General features: G+C 70.0%; 21 protein-coding genes. 9 read left to right on the forward strand and 12 right to left on the reverse strand.

What is annotated here, in order from left to right; translation table 11 throughout:
* Positions 1-20: 20 nt before the first annotated feature.
* Genes BUB75_RS39795 through BUB75_RS39820 form a run of 6 tightly spaced genes read right to left on the reverse strand, consistent with a single transcriptional unit; the run spans position 21 to position 4,373 of the window.
* The gene (locus BUB75_RS39795; protein WP_073265245.1) at positions 21-602 is read right to left on the reverse strand and encodes a NuoI/complex I 23 kDa subunit family protein; all 582 of its coding nucleotides are present in this window, start codon (positions 600-602) and stop codon (positions 21-23) included.
* A gap of 51 nt (positions 603-653) precedes the next feature.
* Positions 654-1,136, reverse strand: a complete 483-nt coding sequence (locus BUB75_RS39800) for a hypothetical protein (RefSeq protein WP_073265248.1) — start codon at positions 1,134-1,136, stop codon at positions 654-656.
* Positions 1,137-1,161: 25 nt separating this feature from the next.
* Positions 1,162-1,629: a hypothetical protein gene (locus BUB75_RS39805; RefSeq protein ID WP_143175712.1), complete on the reverse strand. Its 468-nt coding sequence runs from the start codon at positions 1,627-1,629 to the stop codon at positions 1,162-1,164.
* Positions 1,630-1,652: 23 nt separating this feature from the next.
* Positions 1,653-2,615, reverse strand: a complete 963-nt coding sequence (gene nuoH, locus BUB75_RS39810) for an NADH-quinone oxidoreductase subunit NuoH (RefSeq protein ID WP_073265252.1) — start codon at positions 2,613-2,615, stop codon at positions 1,653-1,655.
* Positions 2,615-3,367, reverse strand: a complete 753-nt coding sequence (locus BUB75_RS39815; protein ID WP_073265254.1) for an NADH-quinone oxidoreductase subunit C — start codon at positions 3,365-3,367, stop codon at positions 2,615-2,617. The genes nuoH and BUB75_RS39815 overlap by 1 nt, the downstream gene beginning before the upstream one ends.
* Before the next feature lie 52 nt (positions 3,368-3,419).
* The gene (locus BUB75_RS39820; RefSeq protein WP_073265256.1) at positions 3,420-4,373 is read right to left on the reverse strand and encodes an FAD-dependent oxidoreductase; all 954 of its coding nucleotides are present in this window, start codon (positions 4,371-4,373) and stop codon (positions 3,420-3,422) included.
* Positions 4,374-4,455: 82 nt separating this feature from the next.
* On the opposite strand from BUB75_RS39820, the gene BUB75_RS39825 reads away from it, so the two are divergent.
* Positions 4,456-5,037, forward strand: a complete 582-nt coding sequence (locus BUB75_RS39825; protein ID WP_073265310.1) for a TetR/AcrR family transcriptional regulator — start codon at positions 4,456-4,458, stop codon at positions 5,035-5,037.
* Between the two features lie 76 nt (positions 5,038-5,113).
* The gene (locus BUB75_RS39830) at positions 5,114-6,295 is read left to right on the forward strand and encodes a Cmx/CmrA family chloramphenicol efflux MFS transporter (RefSeq protein ID WP_073265258.1); all 1,182 of its coding nucleotides are present in this window, start codon (positions 5,114-5,116) and stop codon (positions 6,293-6,295) included.
* A 5-nt stretch (positions 6,296-6,300) separates the two neighbouring features.
* Here the strand turns inward: BUB75_RS39830 and BUB75_RS39835 are convergent, their stop codons facing one another.
* Both BUB75_RS39835 and BUB75_RS39840 read right to left on the reverse strand, forming a co-directional pair.
* Positions 6,301-6,840 (reverse strand): NADH-quinone oxidoreductase subunit B, encoded by a 540-nt coding sequence (locus BUB75_RS39835; RefSeq protein ID WP_073265260.1) that lies wholly within the window; start codon positions 6,838-6,840, stop codon positions 6,301-6,303.
* 35 nt (positions 6,841-6,875) lie between these two features.
* On the reverse strand, positions 6,876-7,865 hold the full coding sequence (locus BUB75_RS39840) for an aldo/keto reductase (RefSeq protein WP_073265262.1): 990 nt from the start codon (positions 7,863-7,865) through the stop codon (positions 6,876-6,878).
* A gap of 150 nt (positions 7,866-8,015) precedes the next feature.
* Here BUB75_RS39840 and BUB75_RS39845 point away from each other — a divergent pair, with 150 nt between their 5' ends.
* From BUB75_RS39845 to BUB75_RS39855, 3 genes are read left to right on the forward strand one after another with little or no spacing between them, the layout of a single operon-like run.
* Positions 8,016-8,852, forward strand: a complete 837-nt coding sequence (locus tag BUB75_RS39845; protein WP_218618055.1) for an ABC transporter permease — start codon at positions 8,016-8,018, stop codon at positions 8,850-8,852.
* Between the two features lie 47 nt (positions 8,853-8,899).
* Complete coding sequence (locus tag BUB75_RS39850; protein ID WP_073265264.1) at positions 8,900-9,916, forward strand: taurine ABC transporter substrate-binding protein; 1,017 nt, start codon at positions 8,900-8,902, stop codon at positions 9,914-9,916.
* 1 nt (position 9,917) lies between these two features.
* Positions 9,918-10,688, forward strand: coding sequence for an ABC transporter ATP-binding protein (locus tag BUB75_RS39855; protein ID WP_073265266.1), 771 nt, complete (start codon positions 9,918-9,920; stop codon positions 10,686-10,688).
* Here BUB75_RS39855 and BUB75_RS39860 read toward each other — a convergent pair.
* From BUB75_RS39860 to BUB75_RS39875, 4 genes are read right to left on the reverse strand one after another with little or no spacing between them, the layout of a single operon-like run.
* The gene (locus BUB75_RS39860; RefSeq protein ID WP_073265268.1) at positions 10,674-11,045 is read right to left on the reverse strand and encodes an NADH-quinone oxidoreductase subunit A; all 372 of its coding nucleotides are present in this window, start codon (positions 11,043-11,045) and stop codon (positions 10,674-10,676) included. The genes BUB75_RS39855 and BUB75_RS39860 overlap by 15 nt on opposite strands.
* Positions 11,046-11,049: 4 nt before the next feature.
* Positions 11,050-11,505, reverse strand: coding sequence for a DUF350 domain-containing protein (locus tag BUB75_RS39865; protein ID WP_073265270.1), 456 nt, complete (start codon positions 11,503-11,505; stop codon positions 11,050-11,052).
* An 8-nt stretch (positions 11,506-11,513) separates the two neighbouring features.
* A complete protein-coding gene (locus BUB75_RS39870) occupies positions 11,514-12,680 on the reverse strand; it encodes a glutathionylspermidine synthase family protein (protein WP_073265272.1) in 1,167 nt (388 codons plus the stop codon).
* A gap of 6 nt (positions 12,681-12,686) precedes the next feature.
* Positions 12,687-13,022: a hypothetical protein gene (locus BUB75_RS39875; protein ID WP_218618056.1), complete on the reverse strand. Its 336-nt coding sequence runs from the start codon at positions 13,020-13,022 to the stop codon at positions 12,687-12,689.
* Between the two features lie 233 nt (positions 13,023-13,255).
* On the opposite strand from BUB75_RS39875, the gene BUB75_RS39880 reads away from it, so the two are divergent.
* The 4 genes from BUB75_RS39880 (at position 13,256) to BUB75_RS39895 (ending at position 18,231) form a co-directional block, all read left to right on the forward strand.
* A complete protein-coding gene (locus BUB75_RS39880; RefSeq protein WP_073265276.1) occupies positions 13,256-15,664 on the forward strand; it encodes a TIR domain-containing protein in 2,409 nt (802 codons plus the stop codon).
* A gap of 103 nt (positions 15,665-15,767) precedes the next feature.
* Positions 15,768-16,646, forward strand: coding sequence for an ABC transporter substrate-binding protein (locus BUB75_RS39885; protein ID WP_073265278.1), 879 nt, complete (start codon positions 15,768-15,770; stop codon positions 16,644-16,646).
* Positions 16,643-17,491 (forward strand): amino acid ABC transporter permease, encoded by an 849-nt coding sequence (locus tag BUB75_RS39890; protein WP_218618057.1) that lies wholly within the window; start codon positions 16,643-16,645, stop codon positions 17,489-17,491. Before BUB75_RS39885 ends, BUB75_RS39890 begins: the two co-directional genes overlap by 4 nt.
* A complete protein-coding gene (locus BUB75_RS39895) occupies positions 17,488-18,231 on the forward strand; it encodes an amino acid ABC transporter ATP-binding protein (RefSeq protein ID WP_073265282.1) in 744 nt (247 codons plus the stop codon). The genes BUB75_RS39890 and BUB75_RS39895 overlap by 4 nt, the downstream gene beginning before the upstream one ends.

The raw sequence follows: 18,231 nt of genomic DNA on the forward strand, positions 1-18,231 counted from the left end.
CATCCCGATGGCCAAAACGCTCACAGTGACGTCTCGCCGGTTCCGGTCTCCTCGCGGATCTCCGTCGCCTCGTCGCGCGCCGCATCGGCGGCCCGCTGCGCGGCCAGCGCGCGGTCCGCCGCGACGACCTCCTTGGCCGGTTCGCCGAGCGGGTCGTGGGCGGGTGGGGGCGGCACCGTCCACATCCACTCCCGGAGGCGATCGGACTCGTGCAGCAGGTCGCGGATGTCGTACTCCGCGAACTCGAACTCCGGCGACCAGTAGAGCGCGTCGAACGGACAGACCTCGATGCAGATCCCGCACCACATGCAGAGCGAGAAGTCGATCGCGAACCGGTCGAGCATGTTGCGCTGCCGGGCCCGCGCCGCTCCGGGCGTCTCCACCGTTTCTTTGTGACTATCGATGTAGATGCACCAGTCCGGGCACTCCCGGGCGCACAGCATGCAGACCGTGCAGTTCTCCTCGAGCAGCGCGATCACACCGCGGCTGCGCGGGGGCAGGTCAGGCTTGACGTCCGGATACTGCCGGGTGTGCGCGCGGCGGGACAGCACCCGCAGCGTCACCGCCAGACCTTTCGCGAGACCCGCACCCGGAACGCCCATGGGGGCATCCTGCCCGTTCCGGACGCACCGGCAAAGCGCACCGGCCAGGAATCACCCGTAGAAGCCGAGCGCCCAGATCCGCCAGGGATCCTTCGAGTCGGCCCGGACGAGCAGGAAGCTCTCCGCGGTCACCCGGCCGGAATCCTTGTCGTCCCCGCCCATCAGCGGCCAGTAGACGAGGCTGTACTGCGCGCCCACCTGTGCGCGCTCGTCGTATGCCGACAGACCCTTGTCGGCCCCGACGTCCTCCCCCGGCTTCGGCTTCGGGTGACTGACGAAGCTGCCGACGTCGATCGCGGCGACCGTCCGGAGCCGGTTCGCGTACTGGTCCGGCCACCGTCCGGGCACCCACAGGGCCTTCTGCGTGGAGACGTCGTTCGCGGCCAGCGCGTCGAGGTACGCCTGCAGGACGCGCGGCGGTTCGGCGTCGGCGGCCGGAACCGCGACGCGGCTCCGCTCGATCGGGACGCCGAAGTGCAGATACCCGGCCAGCAGTCCGAAGAGCAGCAGTAAGACCGGGACTACGAGCAGCACCCACCGAAGCGTCTTGCGGCGCGGACTAGACGTACGCACCGGTACCCCAGATTCGCCACGGTTCGCGGTCACCATTACGCACCACCAGGTAGAAGGTCGAGGTTGGCTGCTGCGGGTTGTCGCGCACCGGCCAGAAGCGCACCTTAAAGCTCATCAGGACCCGAACGACGTCGCGGTAGGCCGACAGCTCGTCGGGGTCGTCCGGGATCGGCGTGTACGCGTCCTGCCGGTGGACTCGCACACCGGTGACCGCCCACACGTTGTCGGAGTTGAGGCCCGGGTGACGCCCGGCCGCCCACAGCGCCCGCTGCGCCGCCTTGTCGTTCGCGCCCACGGCGTTGAGGTAGGCACGCAGAACGTCGGCCGGAGCCGCCTCCACAGGCGGGACCGCCACGTGCCCACGCCGGATCGGGACGCCGGCTCGGAGGTAGAGCGCCAGCAGGGCCGCGACCACGATCGCTGCTCCGATCGCGACCGACCGCCGTAACATCACCAGGACACGATGGCACAGTCCGGCTAGAGCGCGACCCTGACCACGGCGGTGAGCGCGAGCTGGGCCAGCGCGAGCGGCACCAGCACGAGCCAGCAGAACCGCTGCAGCTGGTCCTCACGCAGCCGCGGGAACGACACCCGGACCCAGATCACGACGAACGCGACCGCGAACACCTTGAGCAGCGTCCAGAGCCAGCCGAAGTGCGCGTCGTCGAACGGACCGCGCCAGCCGCCGAGGAACAGCACGGTGGTGAGGCCGGAGATGACCACGATCCCGGCGTACTCAGCCAGCAGGAAGAACGCGAACCGCAGGCCGGTGTACTCGGTGAAGTAGCCGGCGACCAGCTCGGACTCCGCGATCGGCATGTCGAACGGCGGACGCCGGATCTCGGCCAGCCCGGCGACGAAGAACACGAACGCGGCGGGCGCCTGCCAGAGCAGCCACCACGGGTTCCAGGCGTCCACGATGCCGGGCAGGCTCAGCGTCCCGGCGGCCATCGCGACGCTGGCGGCCGACAGCACGAACGGCAGCTCGTAGCCGAGCAGCTGGGCGGCCCCGCGGACGCCGCCGAGCAGCGCGTACTTGTTCGCCGACGCCCAGGCGGCCATCAGCACGCCGACCACCCCGACGCCGACCACCGCCAGCACCAGGAACAATCCGATCTCCAGCGGCTGGGCGACCAGGCCGTTCGGGCCGAGCGGCAGCACGAGGAAGACGAACAGGTACGGGAGCAGGCTCACCGCTGGGGCCAGCCGGAACACCGGCCGGTCGGCGTTCGCCGGGACGATCTCTTCCTTCTGGACGAACTTCACGCCGTCGGCGATCAGCTGCGCCCAGCCGTGGAACGCCCCCGCGTACATCGGGCCCAGCCGGCCCTGCATGTGCGCCATCGCCTTGTGCTCGAGCTGCCCGACGAGCAGCGGCAGCGTCAGGAACGCCCCGAGCGCGGCCAGGACCCGCAGCAGGACTTCCAGCCACGTCGGCATCAGGCGCTCCCGCCGTCGTCGGCTTTCGGTTCCTCATTCGGACGCTCATCCGCAGCGCCCTCCGGCGCCTTCTCCGCCCGGCCCCGCGCCGCCCGCGCGGGGCGCTCCCCGGGCGTGGCGCGGGGGGTTCGGGGTGGGCGGTCGCCGCGGGCGGGACGGCCGACGGGTTCGGGCGGGAGCGTCCCGGCTTCGGGGCCCCACTCGTTCGGGTCGGGCACGCCGGGCGGGCGGTTCCGGCGGCGGCCGGGCCCACCGGCGTCGCTCTCCCCCGGTTCCTTCGCGCCGGGCCACGCCTTGGCGACCCGGGCGGCGAGAACGAAGTCCTTCCGCAGCGGGTGGCCCTCGAACTCGTCCGGCAGCAGCAGCGGCACCGGGTTCGGGTGCCCGGCGAACGTCAGCCCGAACATCTCCGCGGTCTCCCGCTCCGGCCAGGAGGCGCCCGGGAACACGCCGGTCAGCGTCGGCAGCGTCGGCTCCGTACGCGGCACGACGGTCCGCAGCAGCAGGCCGTACCGCTCGGCGGGCGACCACAGGTGGACGACGACCGCGAACCCCTGCTCACCCTCGTCGACGCCGGTCAGCCAATCGAAGAACACCAGATCGAGGGAGTCCCGCGCGGTCCGGGCCGCGTTCACCCAGGCGTCCGGCGGCACGTCGACGCAGGCGCGTCCGTGGCGTCCGCCCGCGGACACCGAGGCCTCGCCGACGCCGAGCGCCTCGGTTAGCCGTGCCCCGATCTCCTCCGCGGTCATGATCCCCGATCGTAGGGCTTCGGCCCCGCTCAGCACGGCTTACCCGGTGGCCTCACCCCAGGAGATCTCGCACCTCGGCCGCGCACCCCCAGGAGACCGTGATCCCCGACCCCCCGTGACCGTAGTTGTGCACGATCGTCGCGCCCTTGTGGACGACTCGCTCCAGGCGGACGCGCGGCCGGACCGGACGCAACCCGACGCGGTGCGCGACGACCCGAGCCGTGGCCAGCGACGGCACCACCGCCGCACACCGGGCCCGGATCTCCGCGCCGATCGCCGGATCCGGTTCGGCGGACTCGATGTTCTGCCGGATCGACCCGCCCAGCACGACCTTGTCGCCCTGCGGCAGGACGTACGTCGGCGTCTCCGACTCCGGGTAGTCGGAGAAGAACTCCTCGACCCCCGGGTTCTCGACCACGACGAGCTGGCCCTGGACCGGATAGAGCTCCGGATCCGGCACGAGCTCCCGCGCGCCGAGCCCCGCGCAGTTCACGACGACGTCCCCGAGGCCGGCCACCGCGTCCAGCGACCCCACCGGCTCGATCAGTTCCATCCGGACGCCGTACCCGGCCAGCCGTTCGCCGAGATATCCCAGGTAGACCGGCATGTCGATGAGCGGCGCCGTGTACTGCCAGCCCGACACGAACCCCGGCGGCAGCTGGACGCGCGCCACGAACGCGAAGTCCTCCATCGCGCGCACCCAGGACGGCGGCGCCTCGTACGTCGCGGCGGCCTCCAGCCCTCGCGCGAGCCGCACGCCGGAGCGGGCATCGGCGGCCAGTGCACGGAACATCGTCAGCGAGTAGAAGCCCCACCCGACCACGCGCTCGTCGTCGACCACGTACGGGCCCCACAGCGCGCCGGCCACCGCGGACGTCGTCCGAGCGGGTGGACGATCGGCGACCAGCCGGACCGGTACGCCTGCCTCGACCAGGCACAGCGCCGTGGTGAGACCGGACGCTCCGGCGCCCAGCACCACGATGCGAGGTAACGACCGGCTCCGCACCGACCAACGGTAACGGTCAGCAGTCGGTCAGCGACTCGAAATGAATTGGACCGGTCGTTACGAAACCGGCTACGGTCACGCCGTGCCACGCCCCAAGGGCTTCGACCCGAGCGAAGCGATCGACGCCGCCATGCAGGCGTTCTCCGCGCGTGGTTACGAGGCGACCTCGGCGCAAGATCTCTGCGACACCACCGGCCTGGGGCGGTCGAGCCTCTACAACGCGTTCGAGAGCAAGGACGCGCTCTACTCGCAGTGCCTCGACCGGTTCGCCGAACTGCAGTCGCTCGACCACGCCGCCCTGCTCGACGGGCCCGGCACCGGTTACCAGCGGGTCCACGCGCTGCTGCTGGCCACGCTGGAGGACGAGGCCCGCCCGAACTCCACCGGCTGCCTGGTCACCCGGACGGCCGTGGAACGGGCCCCGCAGGACGCCGCGACCAAGGAGACCGTCCGCCGGTTGATGGACGCGTTCGTGGGCCGGCTGACGACCACGATCGCGTGCGGCCAGGCCGACGGATCGATCACGACCCGCCAGAGCGCCACCGCGCTGGCGCGTTTTGTCCACGGCTCGATCAGCGGGCTCCGTGTTCAGGGCCGGGCAGCGGCCCCGCGCGACCTGCTGACCGACGTGGTGGAGGTGACCTGCGCGGCACTCCGCGCTTGAGTGACCGGCCTCGCCACGCGTCGGCGCCGGACGGGGCGAATTTTGAACTGATCGTTCTAGAACAGAAGGGACCGTCGTGCCGGTCGTCGTCTACGTGTTGGGACTCAGCATCTTCGGGCTGGGCACCACCGAGTTCATGATCGCGGGGTTGCTCCCGCTGATCGCCGACGACCTGGACGTGAGCGTCCCGGCCGTCGGAGGCCTGATCTCCGCGTTCGCGATCGGCATGGTGATCGGGGCTCCGGCGCTCACCGCGGCCAGCCTGCGTCTCCCGCGCAAGACGACGCTGATCGGGGCGCTGGTCCTGTTCATCGCCGGCCAAGCCCTGGGGGCGCTCGCACCGAACTACGGTGTGCTGCTGGTCGCGCGGGTGGTGACGGCCGTGGCGACCGGCGCGTTCTGGGGCGTGGCCTCGGTGACCGCGGTCCGGGCGGTGCCGCCGGAGCGGACCGCCCGCGCGCTCGCCGTCCTGCTCGGCGGTTTGACGATCGCGAACGTGCTGGGCGTACCGGCCGGCACCTGGATCGGGCAGTCGCTCGGGTGGCGGGCCACGTTCTGGGCGGTCGCGATCGTCGCGGCGATCTCGCTGGTCGGCGTGGTCGCGCTCGTCCCGGCCGGCGGACGGACCGAGCAGCCGCCCCGGCTGCGCGACGAACTGCGGACGTTCCGGAACGGACGGCTCTGGGTCGCGCTGGCGACCACGGTGCTCTACGGCGGCGCGATCTTCGGGGCGTTCAGTTACGCGGCACCGCTGATCACCGACGTCGCGGACCTGCCGGAGTCGGCGGTACCGGCGATCCTGCTGCTGTTCGGGGTCGGCGCGTTCCTGGGCAACGTGATCGGCGCCCGCGTCGCCGACCGCGGCATGCTCACCAACCTGCACGTCTCGTTCGGCGCGCTGGTGGTCGTGATGGCCGCGCTCGGCACGTTCGCCGGATCCGCGGTGGCGGCGGTCGTGCTGCTGTTCGCGATGGGGGTCACCGGCTACTCGGCGGCGGCCGCGCTCAACGGCCGGGTGTTCCAGCTCTCGGCGAAGGCGCCGACGCTGGCCAGCGCGGTGAACACGTCGGCGTTCAACGTGGGCAACACGATCGGGCCGTGGATCGGCGGCGCCGCGATCTCAGCCGGTTTCGGGTATCGGGCACCGGTCTGGGTCGGCGTGGCACTGCTGCTCGGCGCGCTAGCGCTCACGTTCGCGTCCCGCGCGCTGGACGCCCGCGAAGCCGCACCAGCCCCCGAGCCCGCGCTCGCCGTCTGACACGGTCAGGGGCGGACCGGGGGTGCGGTCAGGGCGGCGGCGGTCGGCGCCGGGCCGGGGCGCGCGCCGCCGCGCAGCGACACCGTCTCGTCCGCGATCTTCTGCTGCAGCCGCAGGATCCCCTGCAGCAGCGCCTCCGGCCGCGGCGGGCACCCCGGCACGTAGACGTCGACCGGGATGATCTGGTCGACGCCCTTCGTGACGCAGTACGAGTCCCAGTACGGCCCGCCGCAGTTCGCGCACGAACCGAACGAGATGACGTACTTCGGCTCCGGCATCTGGTCGTAGAGCCGCCGGACGGCCGGCGCCATCTTGTCGGTGACGGTTCCCGAGACGACCATCAGATCGGCCTGACGCGGCCCGTTCGCGAACGGGATGACGCCGAATCGGATGAAGTCGTGCCGCGCCATCGACGTCGCGATGAACTCGATGGCGCAGCAGGCCAGGCCGAAGTTGAACACCCAGAGCGAGTACTTCCGGCCCCAGTTCAGCACGAACTTGATCGGGTCGGGCAGCGTCGGCCCCGCGCCCCGAGGGGCCGGCATGGGCAGGTCAGTGGCCACGCCCCGAAGCCTATGCCCTACCAGCGGTCGTGGACGTGCGGCCGGATCAACCGCTCGTAGACCTCGGCGACCGCGGAGTGCGCCTCGGCCGGCAGCGCCGGGAGCTCCCCCACGGCGGCGTTGTCCCGCGCCTGCGCAGGGGTGCGCGCTCCCGGGATCACGGTGCTCACCTGCGGCTGGTCGATGATCCAGCGCAGCGCGAGCTGAGCGGTGCTCCAACCCTCCGGCGCCACGCCGCGCAGCTCGCGCACCGCCGCCAGCCCCACCTCGTACGGCACGCCGGAGAACGTCTCCCCGACGTCGAACGACTCGCCGTGGCGGTTGAAGTTGCGGTGGTCGTTCGCGGCGAACGTCGTCTGCTCGTCGTACTTGCCGGACAGCAACCCGCTCGCGAGGGGAACCCGCGCGATGATCCCGACGCCGGCCTCGGCCGCCGCGGGGAGCACGCGCTCCAGCGGCTTGAGGCGGAACGCGTTGAGGATGATCTGGACGGTGGCCACGCCGGGCCGGGCGATCGCGGTGAGCGCCTCGTCAACGGTTTCGACGCTCACCCCGTACGCGGCGATCGCTTTCTCCGCCACCAGCGCGTCCAGCACGGCGAACACCCGGTCGTCGGAGTAGATCGGCGTCGGCGGGCAGTGCAGCTGCACGAGGTCGAGCGTGTCGACGCCGAGGTTCCGCCGCGACCGGTCGATCCAGGCGCGCAGGTTGGCCTCGGTGTACTGCTCCGGGACGAACGGGTCGGCCCGGCGTCCGGCCTTGGTAGCCACCGTGATGCCCGGCACCGCCGCTCCGGTCTCGAAGTACGACCGGATCAGCCGCTCGCTCCGGCCGTCCCCGTAGACGTCCGCGGTGTCGAAGAACGTCACCCCGGCGTCCGCCGCGGCGGCGAGGACCCCGATGGCGTCCTGCTCGTCGACGTCGCCCCAGTCGGCGCCCAGCTGCCAGCAGCCCAGCCCCACGACGCTGACATCTCGCCCGGTTCGTCCCAGCTTTCGGCTCTCCATCTGTTACACGCTAGTTGACTGCCTGCGCGGCGGCCCGGCTGCGAGGTAGACGACATCCGTACCGCGATGTGGGATCGCCATTTCCGCGCGAGGCCACGACCAGGCACTATGCCTATCGCTCAGCTAGGCCTTATCGGGTGGAGGTTATTCGTGGCCGTACTGGACGAGCCGGTCACCGTGGCGCCCCGGCAGGCCCGCCGGCCACGCCCCTGGAAGCGGCCGCTCTCGGTCCTGCTGTCGATCGTCGTGCTGCTCGCGGTCTGGTGGGCCGTGGCCGCCGCCGAGGTCTGGGACCCGATCTTCCTGCCGTCCCCCGGCCGGGTGTGGGACGCATTCGTCTACTCGGTGACCTCGCACAACGGCATGCCCGGCTACCAGGGCTATTACCTCTGGGAGCACCTCTGGGCCAGCCTCTGGCGCATCCTCCGTGGGCTGTTCTGGGCGATCCTCTTCGGTGTCCCGCTGGGCGTCGTCCTGGCGACGGTTCCGCCGATCCGGGTCGTCGTCGAGCCGTACGTCGACTTCCTCCGCGCGCTGCCGCCGCTGGCGTACTTCAGCCTGCTGATCATCTGGTTCGGCATCGAGGACAGCTCGAAGGTCTGGCTGCTGTTCATCGCTTCGTTCCCGCCGATCACGCTGGCGACGCTCGCCGGCGTGCGCCGGATTCCTGGTGAGTACCTGGAGTCGGCGCGATCGCTGGGCGCGGGCCGTCTCCAGCTCGTGCTGCACACGGTGCTTCCCTCGACGATCCCGGACGTGCTGACCGGCATCCGGATCGCGATGGGTTTCGCCTGGACGACGATCGTCGCCGCCGAGACGTCGAACGGCATCCCCGGTATCGGCGGCCTGGCCTGGGCCACCAAGAAGGAGCTGCTGACCGACGTCGCGATCGTCTGCGTGATCACGATCGGCCTCACCGCGCTCGCCCTGGACGCGATCCTGCGCCTGCTCGAACGCGCCCTGGTCCCCTGGTCCGGCCGCACCTGACGCCCCCAGAACCCTGTTCAAAAATCCCCAGCAGAAGGAAACCCAGGATGCGTAGATTTCTCGCGGCAGCGGCGGCTGCCGCGCTGGTGCTCACCGCCGCTGCGTGCGGCGGTGACGACGAAGACACCGCGGCCGCCGGTGGCAAGCCGAGCAAGATCGTCATCGGCTACCAGCAGATCCCGAACGGCGACCTGATCGTCAAGCACAACAAGTGGCTGGAGGACGCGTTCGGCTCCGACACCACGATCGAGTGGAAGCTGTTCGACTCCGGCGGTTCGGTGAACGAGGCGATCCAGGCCGGTTCGGTCGACATCGGCCTGGTCGGCTCGAGCCCGGCGTCGCGCGGGATCTCGTCCGGGATCAAGTATCGGGTGCCGTGGATCTTCGACGTGATCGGCGAGGCCGAGGCGCTCGTCGTCAAGGGTGGCGTCACCGACGTCAAGTCCCTCAAGGGCAAGACGATCGCGACGCCGTTCGCCTCCACGTCGCACTACAGCCTCCTCGCCGCACTCCAAAAAGCCGGCCTGGACTCCAAGTCGGTCAAGGTCATCGACTCCGAGCCGGACGCGATCCTCGCCGCCTGGAAGCGCGGTGACATCGACGGCGCCTACGTCTGGAACCCGGTGCTGGCCAAGCTCGTCGCCGACGGCGGCAAGACGCTGGTCACCAGCGCCGAGCTGGCCAAGGAGGGCAAGACCACCTACGACCTCGGCGTGGTCACCGACGAGTTCGCGGAGAAGTACCCGGACGCGGTGACGACCTGGGTCACCCAGCAGGACAAGGCCGTCAAGCTGATCAGGGACGACCCGACCGCGGCGTCCGAGGCGATCGCGGCCGAGCTCTCGATCTCCGCGGCCGAGGCCAAGGCGCAGATGGACGACCTGATCTTCGTCTCCGCCGCCGAGCAGACCGGCAACACCTACCTGTCCGGTGGCCTGCCCGACAACCTGTTCGCCACCGCGGAGTTCAACAAGGAGGTCGGCCAGATCACGACCGTCCGCGAGGAGAGCGCCTACCAGGACGCCGTCGACGCCACGTTCGCCAAGTCGGTCCCGAAGGAGTGAGGTGACCGAGCCGCGTATCAAGCTCGCCGAGGTCGAGCACGTCTACGAGGGCCGGAGCGGCGCCGTGCAGGCGCTCGGCCGCACCGACCTGACGGTCCAGCCGGGTGAGTTCGTGTCGGTGGTCGGCGCCTCCGGCTGCGGCAAGACCACGCTGCTCCGGATCGTGGCGGGCTTCGTGCGCGCCTCTACCGGCTCGGTGGAGATCGACGGTGAGCAGGTCACCGGGCCGGCGCCGGAGCGTGGCGTCGTCTTTCAACGGCCGAGCCTGTACCCGTGGCTGTCGGTCGCGGGCAACGTCGAGTTCGGCCTTAAGATGCGGCGCGTGCCGCGCAAAGCGCGGCGGGAAACCGCGCGTCGGTACCTCGACCTGGTCGGCCTCGGCGATTTTGCGGACGCCGCCCCGTACGAGTTGTCCGGCGGGATGCAGCAGCGGTGCCAGATCGCCCGGGTTCTGGCCACCGAGCCGTCGACCGTGCTCATGGACGAGCCGTTCGGCGCGCTCGACGCACTCACGCGCGAGAAGCTCCAAGGTGAGTTGCGGAGCATCTGGGCCGCCGAGCAGCGCACGGTCCTCTTCGTGACACACAGCGTCGAGGAGGCCGTGCTGCTCTCGACCCGGGTGCTGGTGATGAGCCCGCGCCCGGGGCGGGTGATCCTCGACCTGCCGATCGAGTCGGATCCCGCCGACGACCTGGCGACGCTCCGCACCTCGCCGGCGGTGCTGGCCGCGGCCGAGAAGGTTCGCGCCGCGGTCACCTCAGGTCCAGCGTAGGACGCCCTTGCGCCAGGCGTAGAGCAGTCCGAGCGCCAGCAAGCCGATGAAGATGCCCATCTCGACGAGCGTCACGACGCCGAACCCTGGGCGGTCGAACACGACCGCCCAGGGGAAGAGAAACACGCTTTCGACGGCGAACAGCACGTACAGGTACGCGTAGACGTAGTACCGGATCTGCGCCTGCGCCCAGTCGCCCCCGACCGGATCGACGCCGCACTCGTAGGTGCTGAGCTTGGCCGCCGTGGGCCGGTGCGGTGCCAGCAGCCGGTTCACACCGAACGACACCGCGACGAACCCGATCCCGACGATCAGCAGCAGCCCGAGGCTCGCGTACTGACCCAGGTACCCGTCCATGGACTCAGATTACGGCCATCGCGGTCACGAGGCCGATAGCGACGTTGGTGACGCCGAGCAGCACCGCAGCCGGCGACACCGTCGGGTCGTGCACCAGGCGGCGGACGTCGATCCGCGCCAGGATGTTGAACACGAACGCAGCGACGACCTGCGCCACGATCCCGATCAGGCCGAAGACCGCGGTCGAGATCAGGCCCTCGACCAGGCGCCCGCCCGACGACCAGATCGCCGCGACGATGATCAGCGCGACGCTGAACACGCCACAGGCGGCGAGCACCGTCGCGTTGATGTTCCGCTCGTCCCGGATGATCACCGACAGCCGGCCCGGCGTCGCCAGGTCGATCGCGTAGTAACCGACGAGGAGCAGCACGAGGCCCAGCGCCGCGTACGCCACGATCGAGCCGGCTCCTTCACCGACCGCGTTCCAGTACGTGCTGTCCAGAGCCAAATCGGTGGCCATGCTGCCTCTCATTTCGACGAGATGATGCGGTGGGGAACGAACGAGGAAGTGTCGTCGGTGATCAGCCCGGTGGTCTCCCGGATGCCCAACCCGGCGGCCTCGTCCTCGACGATCCAGGCGCCGAGCACCGGACGCTGGCCGTCGAAGTTCGGCAACTCCCAGAACTCCTGGTAGACGAAGCCCTCGGCACCGTACTGACCGTGCGTCGCCTGCGTTCCGGACGGCGTCACGATCTGCATGCTCGCGCCCTCGCGTCCGAGTAGCGGCTTTTGGATGTAGCTCAGCAACGGACCCGGGGTGCGCAGATACGCGGGCAGCAAGTTCGGGTGGTTGGGATGCATCTCCCAGAGCACCGCGAGCAGCGCCTTGTTCGAGAGCAGCATCTTCCAGATCGGCTCGACCCAGGACATCGTCGGCAGCGCGTCGATGACGTTGCGGCCGAACAGGTCGTCGACCACCCACTCCCAGGGGTAGAGCTTGCAGATCGTGTTGATGACCCGCTCGTCCATGTCCAGGAAGCGCTTGAGCCCGTAGTGCCAGCCGATGTCCTCGATCGCGATCGAGATCCCGTCCAGGCCGGCCTGCTCGGCGGTCTCCTGGAGGTACGCGATCGTCATGACTTCTTCGCCGGACTCGTCCTCGTTGGTCCAGGTGAAGTGCATCGGACCGGAGGGTGCCCTGGCCGCGATCCGCTTCCAGCCGTCGACCAGGCGCTCGTGCAGCGAGTTCCACTGGTCGTCGTCCGGGTAGACGTCCTCTTTCCAGTACCACTGGATGATCGACGTCTCGACCAGGCTGGTCGGGGTGTCCGCGTTGTACTCCAGCAGCTTCGCCGGACCGGACCCGTCGTAGCGCAGGTCGAAGCGCCCGAACAGGTGCGGGTCGCGCCGCCGCCACGACGCCTCGATCGACGGGGCGACCCAGCCCGGGATGCCGAAGTCGGCGTAACGCTGGGTGGTAATCACGTGTTCGACGGCTTCCAGGCACATCTGGTGCAGCGTCTCGACGTCCGCCTCGATCGCCAGGACCTCGTCCATCGAGAACGTGTAATGAACCGATTCATCCCAGTAGGGACGGGTCAGGTGCTCCGGGTGTGACGTGCGGTGGAACGCCAGACCCTGGGATTCGATCTTCTGCTCCCACCCCGAACGCGGGGTGGACTTCTCTCTGCGCACGGCCGGTCAGCCGCCGCTGGACGATCGGCTGCCGAAGCCGCCGCGCTGGAGGGTCTTGCCGCTGGTCGTGGTGATGTGCGCACCCTTGGGCTTGACCGTGGTGCCCTTGTAGATGCGCGAGCCCTTGTAGGCGCCGCCGTAGTACCAGAAGTACCCGCCGTGGCTGCCGTGGTAGCCGTCGTCGTCGCAGTAGTCGTCGTCGATGACCTGGTAAGAGCCGTCGGACTGGTAAGTGTTCTGGTTCACGCAGTACGCGGTGACCTCGTCGTCATCGTCGGCGTCGCTACCGCACGCGGCGACCGTCAGCGACAGCGCTCCGATCATCCCCAGACGGACTTTCATAGAGCTCATCCGCCGTCCCGGCGGCTTCCGCGGCGTTTCCGGGAGTGGACGACTGATGGGAATTTCGCGCTCGGTCGGGCCCGTGCCCACTGTGCTGACTCCGTCCGTTTCCCACGACCTTGATCGGCGACCGAGTGTAAGGGCATCCCGCGAGTAGACACGCGTTTTGCGTCAACCTTCCGACGCGCGTTCTTCTGCAGGTCGGGTGGCACTTTCGCACTAGGCTGGAGTTGATGCCGCTCACCTTCCTCCTCAGCGTCGCAGCCGCCGACGCCGTGTGGGCCAGCCGGATCACCGACGTCCTCGACCAGCTCGGTTACTCCTGGCGACACGTCTCGGGCCGGAACGAGCTGGCGTTGAACCCGAGCCTGGACGCCGTCCGAGCCGACGCGCCCGCGATCCTGATCATGGCGCTCTCCCCCACCTACTTCACCGACTCGCAGACCAACGATCTCTGGCCGGTGGCCGAGGCGATGGCCGGCCGGGGACGCCTCCGGCTGTTGCCGGTGAAGATCGGCTGGACCTCGTTGCCGCCGCCGCTGCGTGACTACCCCTACCTCGACCTGAGCCTCATCCGATCGCCGTTGACCGCCGTCGAACAGCTACGAACCGAGCTCCGCCGGCTCGGTGAGGCGCAGCCCGCGCCGGTGGCTGACCGCCGCACCGGCCCGCTGCGCGTCGCGGTGGCGGGGGCCGGCGGCGAGCTGACCGACCGGGTCGAGTCGGCGGTCCGCGGACTGCGCGCCGAGCTGGTGGACCGCGGGACCCAAAACCCGCCTCCGGCCGAGGCGGACGTCGTCCTGCTGATGCTGAGCCACGTGACCGCAACCGGCGGGTATCTGAACTCCGACGAGTTCCGCGAGGTGCTCCGCCGCCAGGCCGCTGGTCTGGCCATCGTCGTTCCGGTGCTGGTCGAGCCGGTGAACTGGGAGAACCTGCCGCTGGGGCAGCCGCCGACGCTGCCGCGCGGCGGTGGTAAGGCGCTGAGCCGCTGGGAGAGCCTGGACGAGGGCGTGCAGAGCGTCGTGGACGGGGTGCGGCTGATCTGCGAGGAGCTCGTCCGTCGCCGGACTGCGTCCTCCGCGTTCGACATCGTGTGGACGGAGGTCCAGTCCCGCGGGCTGGTCGACTGGCAGGAACAGGAGCACACGGCGTCGCCGCTCGCCGACGAGTACGCGCTGGACGACGTGTTCAAGCGCAGCGGAGCACCGACGCTGACGTTCGTCGAGCCGCTGAACTTCGCCCGGTTCGTCTCGGCGTTGCGGGCACCGGGCCGCGGCCTCGTCCTGGAGGGGCCCTCCGGCATCGGCAAGACCACGCTGCTGCTCCGCGCGATCGAGCGGCTCGCGCCGGAGCGGCGTCCGATCGTGCTCTCCGGGCGGCGCCGCGCCGACCTCGACCGGATCGCCCGGTTACCCGACGGGCACACCGGCACCGTCGCCGTCGACGACGTCCACCGGCTGCCGCGTCCGCTCCGCACCGACCTCGCCGACTACCTCAAGCTGCTCGCCGACGAGGAGTCCGATAGCAAGCTGATCCTGATCGGCATCCCCGGCACCGGCGAGAGCCTGGTCGAGCTCGGTCACGACCTCGCCACCCGGATCGACGTGTTTCGGCTGCCCGCGGTCAGCGACGCCACGATCGACGAGATGATCCGCAAGGGCGAACGCGCGCTCAACGTCGAGTTCGCCCATCGCTCGCAGATCGCGCTCGCTGCCGCCGGGAGCCTGCTCACCGCACAGATGCTGTGCTGGGAGCTGGTCGCCGGATACCGGATCGAACGCACGCGGGCCGAGCGCACGCCGATCAGCGCGGACGTCGGGCTCGCGGTGGACGAGGTGGTCCGGGCCTGTGAGCTCAAGTACGGGCCCGCGCTACGGCGGTTCGCCGCACTGGACGGCCCCACCGGCACCGGTTGTGTCGCGCTGCTCGCCGCACTGCGCGACAGCGGGCGGACCGGTGCGGACGGCGTCGTGCGGGTGGATTCCGGCGGGCCGGACCTCTGGCCCGGCTTCGCCGCGCTCGCCGAGCGGTACCCCAACGGCTTTGCGGACGCCGAGCCGGACGTCGCCGCACACCTGCACTACGAGCCGCAGCCCGGTTACCTCGTCGCCGAGGACCCGCAGCTGCTGTTCTACCTCCGCCGCCTCTCGGTCGACCGGCTCTACGAGGTCGCGGGCAAACGCCGGCCGCGCGTCCGGGACCAGGTGTTCGTCAGCTACAGCCACGCCGACCACGCCTGGTTGGAGCGGCTCGAGCGGCACCTCCGGCCGCTGACGCGAGACCAGTCGCTGGATCTCTGGTCCGATCGGCGGCTGCGGGCAGGCGACCGCTGGCGAGACGAGATCGCCGACGCGCTCGACCGGGCGCGCGCCGCGATCCTGCTGGTCAGCAGCGACTTTCTCGCGTCGGACTTCATCAGCGAGATCGAGCTGCCCGCGCTGCTGCGTGCCGCCGAATCCGGTGGGTGCCGGATCATCCCGATCGTCGTCAGCCCCTGCATGTTCGAGCATCTGCCGGATCTCGCACAGTTCCAGGCGGTCAACTCGGCCGACCGTCCGCTGACCGCGATGTCCGCGCACGAGCAGGACGAGACGCTCCTCCGCACCGCGCTGGCGCTCAGAGACCTCCCCCGGCGCTGACCGGGCGCATTACGGTTTTGCGGCAACGTGCCGCCGCGTCGCGGCGGGCCCGGGGGCAGGACGTACAGTGTCGCCAATCCATACCGTTCGAGTCGGAGATCCGATGACCCGCGCCTCCCGTGTTTTGCCTGCCGCAGCATTCGCCCTGCTCTTCGCGCTGGGAGCAACCGGCTGCGCTCCGGCCGACGAGGACACCGAATCCACCGCGAGCGCCACCGCGTCGGCATCCGAGTGCGCCGCGGGATCGCTGCCGACGACGAAGTCCGGGACGCTCACGATCGGCACCGACAAGCCGGCGTACGAGCCCTGGTTCTCCGATGACGACCCGACGAACGGCAAGGGCTTCGAGTCCGCGGTCGCGTACGCGGTCGCCGAGGAGCTCGGTTACGCCAAGGACAAGGTCACCTGGGTGACGGTCCCGTTCAACAACGCGATCGCGCCGGGCAAGAAGACGTTCGACTTCGACATCAACCAGGTCAGCATCAGCGACGAGCGGAAGAACGCGGTCGACTTCTCGTCCGGCTACTACGACGTCCGGCAGTCGATCATCGCGCTGAAGTCCTCGCCGGCCGCCAAGGCCACCAGCGTCGCCGACCTGAAGAAGTACCGGCTCGGCGCCCAGGTCGGCACCACCTCGCTCGACGTGATCAACGACGTCATCAAGCCCACCACGAAGGTCTCGGTCTACCAGAAGAACGATCTGGCCAAGACCGCGCTGAAGAACGGCCAGGTGGACGCGATCGTCGTCGACCTGCCGACCGCGTTCTACATCACCGGCGCCGAGATCACCGACGCCACCGTCGTCGGCCAGTTCGAGAACACCGTCGGGACGCCGGAGCAGTTCGGCCTGGTCCTCGACAAGGGCTCGAAGCTGACCACGTGCGTCACCGGCGCCGTCGACGCGCTCCGCAAGGACGGCACACTCGCGAGCATCGAGCAGGAGTGGCTGTCCAAGGCCACGAATGCCCCTGTTCTGAAGTGACCTATGTAAAAAGCGAACGGCAGCTCGCCCGGGAGCAGTACCGCCGCTCCCGGGCGCTGCGCTCGGTCGGTATCGCGGGCGGCAGCTCGCTGATCGTCGTCGTCGCGCTGGTCGTCGGCATCGTCAGCTCGCCCGGTTGGGACCGCGTCCGGGAGACGTTCTTCAGCTGGAAGTACGCCAAGGAGTCGTTCCCGTCGATCCTCGAGGGTCTCTGGCTCAACGTCCGCCTGCTGCTCGTCTGCGGTGCGGTCATCCTCGCGTTCGGTCTGCTGCTCGCCCTGCTGCGGACGCTACGCGGCCCGGTGTTCTTCCCGCTGCGGGCGCTGGCGACGATCTACACGGACCTGTTTCGCGGCTTGCCGGTCATCATCACGCTGCTGCTGATGGTCTACGGCGTGCCCGCGCTGCGGCTCTCCGGCGTCACGACGAACCCGATCTACCTGGGCGGGGCCGCGCTCGTGCTCACGTACTCGGCGTACGTCGCCGAGGTGTTCCGGGCGGGCATCGAGTCGGTGCACCCCTCGCAGCGCGCGGCGGCGCGGTCGCTCGGGCTCAACTGGCGCCTGACGATGCGTTACGTCGTGCTGCCGCAGGCCGTCCGGCGGGTCGTGCCGCCGCTGCTCAACGACCTGGTGTCGCTGCAGAAGGACACCGGGCTGGTCTCGATCGCCGGTGCGGTCGACGCGGTGTACGCGGCCCAGATCTTCACCGGCCAGACGTTCAACTACACCTCGTACGTGGTGGCGGGCGCGGTGTTCGTGGCGCTGACGATCCCGATGACGCGGCTCACCGACTGGGTGACCGCCAGGATGAACCGTCGGCAATCGCAAGGTGGAACCGTATGAACGTGCTCCGGATGGAGAGCGTCCGGAAGGTGTTCGGGACGCACGTCGTGCTGGACGACGTCGACCTGGACGTACCACCGCACACGGTGACGGCGCTGATCGGCGCGTCCGGCTCGGGCAAGTCGACGCTGCTGCGCTGCGCGAACCTGCTGGAGACCGTGGACGACGGCGCGATCTGGCTGGAAGACCAGGAGATCACCGACCCCCGGGTCGACGCCGACGACGTGCGTAAGCGGATCGGCGTCGTCTTCCAGGCCTACAACCTGTTCCCGCACCTGTCGGTGCTGGACAACATCACGCTTGCGCCCCGGCGCGTGCACGGGGTGGCTCGGCGCGAGGCCGAGGACCGGGCACTGGCGTTGCTGGACCGGCTGGGTCTGCGGGGCAAGGCCGGCGACTACCCGGACCGCCTCTCCGGCGGGCAGCAGCAGCGGGTCGCCATCGTCCGTGCACTGGCCACCGACCCGAAGCTCCTGCTGCTGGACGAGATCACCGCGGCCCTCGACCCGGAGCTGGTCGGGGAGGTGCTGGAGGTCGTCCGCGGGTTGAAGGGCGACGGTATGACGATGGTGATCGCGACGCACGAGATGGGGTTCGCGCGGGAGGTCGCCGACCAGGTCTGTTTCCTCGCCGACGGGCGCGTCCACGAGCGCGGCACGTCGGCCGAGATCTTCGGGAGCCCGCGCGAGGAGCGCACCCAGCAGTTCCTGCGCCGCATCACCGAGGCGCACCGACTGTAG

Origin of the sequence: Cryptosporangium aurantiacum (assembly GCF_900143005.1) — a bacterium.
In the GTDB taxonomy this organism is placed as follows: domain Bacteria; phylum Actinomycetota; class Actinomycetes; order Mycobacteriales; family Cryptosporangiaceae; genus Cryptosporangium; species Cryptosporangium aurantiacum.

Coding starts and splice junctions, on each gene's coding strand:
- BUB75_RS39795 (WP_073265245.1), bottom strand. CDS start 602: ATGGGCGTTCCGGGTGCGGGTCTCGCGAAAGGTCTGGCGGTGACGCTG.
- nuoH (WP_073265252.1), bottom strand. CDS start 2,615: ATGCCGACGTGGCTGGAAGTCCTGCTGCGGGTCCTGGCCGCGCTCGGG.
- BUB75_RS39815 (WP_073265254.1), bottom strand. CDS start 3,367: ATGACCGCGGAGGAGATCGGGGCACGGCTAACCGAGGCGCTCGGCGTC.
- BUB75_RS39835 (WP_073265260.1), bottom strand. CDS start 6,840: ATGCCGGCCCCTCGGGGCGCGGGGCCGACGCTGCCCGACCCGATCAAG.
- BUB75_RS39840 (WP_073265262.1), bottom strand. CDS start 7,865: ATGGAGAGCCGAAAGCTGGGACGAACCGGGCGAGATGTCAGCGTCGTG.
- BUB75_RS39850 (WP_073265264.1), top strand. CDS start 8,900: ATGCGTAGATTTCTCGCGGCAGCGGCGGCTGCCGCGCTGGTGCTCACC.
- BUB75_RS39860 (WP_073265268.1), bottom strand. CDS start 11,045: ATGGACGGGTACCTGGGTCAGTACGCGAGCCTCGGGCTGCTGCTGATC.
- BUB75_RS39865 (WP_073265270.1), bottom strand. CDS start 11,505: ATGGCCACCGATTTGGCTCTGGACAGCACGTACTGGAACGCGGTCGGT.
- BUB75_RS39875 (WP_218618056.1), bottom strand. CDS start 13,022: ATGAAAGTCCGTCTGGGGATGATCGGAGCGCTGTCGCTGACGGTCGCC.
- BUB75_RS39880 (WP_073265276.1), top strand. CDS start 13,256: ATGCCGCTCACCTTCCTCCTCAGCGTCGCAGCCGCCGACGCCGTGTGG.
- BUB75_RS39885 (WP_073265278.1), top strand. CDS start 15,768: ATGACCCGCGCCTCCCGTGTTTTGCCTGCCGCAGCATTCGCCCTGCTC.
- BUB75_RS39895 (WP_073265282.1), top strand. CDS start 17,488: ATGAACGTGCTCCGGATGGAGAGCGTCCGGAAGGTGTTCGGGACGCAC.